Annotated in this window: 4 protein-coding genes, 3 tRNA genes and 1 pseudogene; 4 read left to right on the forward strand and 4 right to left on the reverse strand. The window is 67.4% G+C overall.

Translation table 11 applies throughout. The features are described 5' to 3' along the window. The first annotated feature begins 130 nt into the window (after positions 1-130). A complete protein-coding gene (locus tag FFS15_RS18440; protein WP_137846519.1) occupies positions 131-487 on the forward strand; it encodes a hypothetical protein in 357 nt (118 codons plus the stop codon). A 53-nt stretch (positions 488-540) separates the two neighbouring features. On the opposite strand, the gene FFS15_RS18445 is transcribed toward FFS15_RS18440, so the two are convergent. After that, positions 541-2,355 (reverse strand): hypothetical protein, encoded by a 1,815-nt coding sequence (locus FFS15_RS18445; RefSeq protein WP_137846520.1) that lies wholly within the window; start codon positions 2,353-2,355, stop codon positions 541-543. 297 nt (positions 2,356-2,652) lie between these two features. Here FFS15_RS18445 and FFS15_RS18930 point away from each other — a divergent pair, with 297 nt between their 5' ends. Then, the gene (locus FFS15_RS18930; protein WP_283205759.1) at positions 2,653-3,201 is read left to right on the forward strand and encodes a DUF305 domain-containing protein; all 549 of its coding nucleotides are present in this window, start codon (positions 2,653-2,655) and stop codon (positions 3,199-3,201) included. A gap of 60 nt (positions 3,202-3,261) precedes the next feature. Here FFS15_RS18930 and FFS15_RS18455 read toward each other — a convergent pair. The 3 genes from FFS15_RS18455 to FFS15_RS18465 form a co-directional block, all read right to left on the reverse strand. Next, positions 3,262-3,334, reverse strand: a tRNA-Phe gene (locus FFS15_RS18455). Between the two features lie 71 nt (positions 3,335-3,405). Continuing rightward, positions 3,406-3,479 (reverse strand) — tRNA-Asp (locus FFS15_RS18460). 27 nt (positions 3,480-3,506) lie between these two features. Further along, positions 3,507-3,579 (reverse strand) — tRNA-Glu (locus FFS15_RS18465). 4 nt (positions 3,580-3,583) lie between these two features. Between FFS15_RS18465 and FFS15_RS18775 the strand changes: the two genes are divergently transcribed. Both FFS15_RS18775 and FFS15_RS18470 read left to right on the forward strand, forming a co-directional pair. Continuing rightward, positions 3,584-3,769, forward strand: a complete 186-nt coding sequence (locus tag FFS15_RS18775) for a hypothetical protein (RefSeq protein WP_212743190.1) — start codon at positions 3,584-3,586, stop codon at positions 3,767-3,769. A 49-nt stretch (positions 3,770-3,818) separates the two neighbouring features. Continuing rightward, positions 3,819-4,748: pseudogene (locus tag FFS15_RS18470) on the forward strand (M23 family peptidase); the annotation flags it as partial.

Below are 4,748 nucleotides of genomic sequence, written 5' to 3' on the forward strand. Positions count from 1 at the left end.
CGAGCACGTTGCCGTTGTACCAGTACGTCGACCAGTAGCCGCCGAGGTTGATCGTGGTCGGTGATACCGGCCGCGAAGGCGATGGGTCACATGATGCCAGCGCGCCGCGACGGTTGCTAGGCTCGCCCGCGTGCTGCCCGCCGACTGGATCGAACACCGCCGCCGCGACGGCGAGACGCTCGGGTGGATGGTCGCCGACGGCGAGGGCTTCCGCGTGCGCGACCTGCTCGGCCGCGAGCTCACCGACCGGCCGATCGACTGGCTCGACGCCGAAGAGCTGCTCGAGGAGCGCGGCATCGGCTACCTCGCCGACCGCTGGACGCTCGTGCTGCCGAGCGGCGCCGAGCGGCCAGTGCGCATCGCCGAGGCGAGCCCGCGCGGGGTGACGGTCGTTGCCGACGAGTTCGGCGCGGCGTCGGCAGTGGGCGCCGACCCCGAGAGGTTCCGGCTGCCGTTCCCCGTCGGCGAGGCCCTGCACCCCGCGTGAACGCGAGAGTGCCCGGCGGCCGAAGCCACCGGGCACTCTCGTTTTCGTTTGAATCAGGCGAACGTCGCCGCGAGAGCGGTCAGCGCCGCGACCACGTCCGGGTTCGCGGGGCCAGCCTTGCGGATGGCGTTGTCGAACTGCGCCTTGAGGGCTCGCTTGGACGCTTTGCCCATCGACAGCTTCTCGGCCGTCGCGACGTGCTCGCGCACCTCTGCCAGCTTGTCGCCGACGAGGGTGCCCGCCCGCTCGGCCTGGTCGATGTACGAACCGACGACCGCGAAGGACGGGGCGTGCTCGTACGAGACCTGAGCCTGAGCGTTGAACTCGTCGGCCAGGTACTCCTTGGCGGCCGCCAGTTCGTTCGCGCTCAGGTGCTCGCTCACCAACAGGTCGAGGCTGTCGAAGCCGCGTGCGATCTCGCTTCCGAGCACGTTGCCGTTGTACCAGTACGTCGACCAGTAGCCGCCGAGGTTGATCGTGGTCGCGTTCGCGTTGGGGAAGTTGATCGCCCCGCGGTCGAAGTACGCGATCTCGACGGGGTTCTCGATATCGGTGAAGTCGAAGATCGAGAGTCCGCCCTGGTACCAGGCCTGCACCATGATGTCGCGGCCGGGCACCGGAATGAGCGAGCCGTTGTGGGCGACGCAGTTCTCCTTCACCGACTGCGGAACCGGCAGCTTGTAGTAGCTGGCGAACTCCATCTTGCCGTCGACGATGTCGAAGAGCGCGTTCGCGCCCCAGTTCATGGGGTCGGTGGCACGGCAGCGTGCACCGGTGCCGCCGCCCCATTCGTCGGTGAAGATCACCTTGGAGCCGTCGTTGCTGAACGTCGCCGAGTGCCAGTAGGCGAAGCCCGGGTCGGTGACAGCGTCGATGCGGACCGGCGCTTCCGGATCGCTGATGTCGATGAGGATGCCGTTGCCCTCACATGCACCGGCCGCGAGTCCGATCTCGGGGTACGCCGTGATGTCGTGGCAGGCGTCCGTCGTGGAAGTCGTCTGCGTGCCGACGCCGTGGTTGCCACCCGGCCAGAGCCCGTGCGGATTGCCCGTCGTGGAATCGGTGAACAGATACGCCTTGTTCACGACGGCCGCGTCGGCGGGGGTCGCGAGCGGCACCTTGATGACCTCGACCAGGAAGCGCGAGGAGGTCAGGATGGGGTTGCCGTCAGCGTCGAGGAACGATGCCGGGTTGTTGCCAGACGGGGTGTTGCTGCATCCGGCGAGGTCGCTTGCTGCTCGCGGAGTACCAGCAGTGCCCGAAACGTAGATGTAGACATTGGCAGGGTCATCGGGATCCTCGACCACGGTGTGGGTGTGCGAACCGCGGCACGTCTGCACCGCTGCCACCTGCACCGGGCTGTCGATATCGCTGATGTCGAATACGCGAACGCCCATCATCCGCTCCGAGACCGGTGCGGTCAGCGAGCAGTCGATACGCGCGCGCGACTCCTCGACCGAGACGAAGAGCAGATTTCCGAAGACCGATACATCGCCCTGACCACCCGGACACACATAGGAACCACGAAGATCGGGTGCCGTGGGCTCGGAGATGTCGTAGATCTGGAAGCCGTTGTAGCCGCCCACGATCGCGTTGTCACCGCTGAACGCAAGGTCCGAGTTGACGAAGCTGAAGTTGCCCGGGTCCGCGTTGAAGGCGCCCTCGCGGGGGAGGTTGGCGAGCAGCTCGATGTTGCTCGCGGCCTCTCCCGCCTTCGGGTCCTGGTAGCCGGGCGTGAGATCGGGCCGGGGATCGAGCTCGTCCGCGGCACTGGCCGAAGCGGTACCGAACAGGGATATGCCGAGCACCATCGCTCCGGCAATCGCGATCAGGCGCCTCCCGTGGCGCCGGGGTTGGGTGAGTTTCATGGTGTGAGGGACCTCTCTCGTTGCCAGGCGGGATCGCTCGACCTCCGAAAGCGCACCGGCCGCTGGGGGGCGGCCGCACCGACGCACGCGCGAATGGTCGTATTCTGTGGAATCTATCGGTGGATGCTCAGTCGTCGCTAGGCTGAATTCGCAGATCTATTGGACGGTTCGACGGAGAGGTCGCATTCTGTGACTAGTGCGTACGCGCGGTGCGGCATTGTGCTCGCTTCTGCGCTCCTCCTCACAGGTTGCACCGCCCCGACCGCGCAGCCCACGCCGGCCTCGACGGCGCCCGTGGTGCAGCTGGGGGCGCCGGGCGAGCCGAACCGCACGCTCTCGCCTGAGGAGGCGGCGGCACTCGATCTGGACACGCCGCACAGCGACGAGGACGTCGTCTTCATCCGCGACATGCTCCACCACCACTCGCAGGCCCTCGTGATGACCGGCTACGTCGACGAACGGACCGGCAACACCGATGTCCAGTTGCTCGCAGAGCGGATGGGCATCAGCCAGACCGACGAGATGGCCTTGATGGAGCTTTGGCTTCAGGAGCGAGGCGAGGCTGTCCGCGACCCGGATGCCGCGCACGACGCGCACGTCGGCATGCCCGGACTGCTGACCGACGATGAGCTTGCCAGCCTCGAAGCAGCCGAGGGCACGGAGTTCGACACTCTGTTCCTGACGTTCATGATCAGGCACCATCAGGGGGCGATCGAGATGGTCGATCGGCTCTATTCCTCGGGCGGCGGCGCGGAATCGGCGGTCGACCAGATCGCTCGCGAAGTCGAGGCCGATCAGAACATCGAGATCGCCCGCATGCAGGAGATGCTCGCCGCGATGGAGTGACCCGGCGATGCCGGGGCACGAAAAAGGCCCTCCTCCAGTAGAAGCCTGAAGAAGGGCCAGTGGCTCCGACGGGCGTCGATCCCGTGACCTCACGATTTTCAGTCGTGCGCTCTACCAACTGAGCTACAGAGCCGAGCGGCATCCGAAGAATGTCACTCCTGAGACGAAAGGCCCTTCTCGAAGAAAAGGGCCCGTCGCTCAGAGCGACCCTGACGGGACTTGAACCCGCGACCTCCGCCGTGACAGGGCGGCACGCTAACCAACTGCGCTACAGGGCCATGCGTATTTAGTTGTGTTGTCGTACGTGACCCCAACGGGATTCGAACCCGTGCTACCGCCGTGAAAGGGCGGCGTCCTAGGCCACTAAACGATGGGGCCGGGTGTGAAACCCGTCATCCTCGCGGATGATCTGCTCACGCTTACCGAGGGACAAGCATACGCAATGATCTGCGGATACGCGAATCGAGGGCGTGGCGCTCTTGTGGATAACCGGATCGCGGCGGAGACTGGCGGGGTGAGCGCCGTGCCCGAACGCGGTGCCGCCGCGCTCGACCGGTTGCGCGTGTGACTGGTGTTGCTAGTGTGAATTGCGTTGGTCTCACGGAGGGGAGGTCCCGGTGAACGCCGAGAACGCCTCCGACGAGTGCGGCTGTGCGCCGACTCCGCGTGAGCGCCGCGCTTTCTGGCCGGGACAGATCAGCCGCCGCGGCGCCCTCGGAATCGGTGCCCTGGGCATCGCCGCCCTCGGCGTGATCGGCGGCCCGCTGATCCCCGCGGCTTTCGCCGTGGACTATCCCACGTGGGACGACGTCGAGCGCGCGATGGCGAACGAGTCGCTCAAGGAATCCGAGATCCAGCGCATCCAGGCGGCAATCCAGGCGCTGGCCGACGACGTGGCGGCCAAGCGCGCTGCGGCCGAGCTCGCGTCCAACGAGTTCTACGCCGCCCAGCAGGAGTTCTTCGACGCCGCCTACCAGGCCGAGCAGCTGCAGTTGCGCGCCGACGAAGAGGCCGCGCGCGCGGTGGATGCCGCCAACAAGGCGGGCCGCGTCGCTGCACAGCTGTATCGCAACGGCGGTGACGACACCTCGCTCGAGCTGTTCTTCGCAGGCTCCGCCTCGACGGCCGACGATCTGCTCGCCCGCCTGGGCACGATGGACAAGCTCATCGAGCGCAACCAGGCGGTGTACGCCGACGCGATCACGGCTCGCGATTCGGCCCAGAGCCTCAGCGACCAGGCCGTCGTCGCCCGCAACGAGCGCGACCGCCTGCAGCAGGTGGCCGAGCAGAAGATGGTCGCCGCCCAGCAGGCGGCAGACGTCGCGCAGGCAGCCCTCGACGAGGAGCGCCTGCGCAAAGACCAGCTCGACTCGCAGCTCGCGGCGCTCCGCGACGCGACCGCGAAGACGGCAGCGGCGTACCAGGAGGGCGTCCGCGTCCGCGAGGAGGCGGCCCGCAAGGCGCGCGAAGAGGCTGCCCGCCGCGCCCGCGAGGAGGCCGAGCGCATCGCCCGCGAGCAGGCCGCGGCCGGTGGCAGTGGTGGCGGC

The organism is Microbacterium sp. 2FI, assembly GCF_005502885.1.
GTDB lineage: Bacteria > Actinomycetota > Actinomycetes > Actinomycetales > Microbacteriaceae > Microbacterium.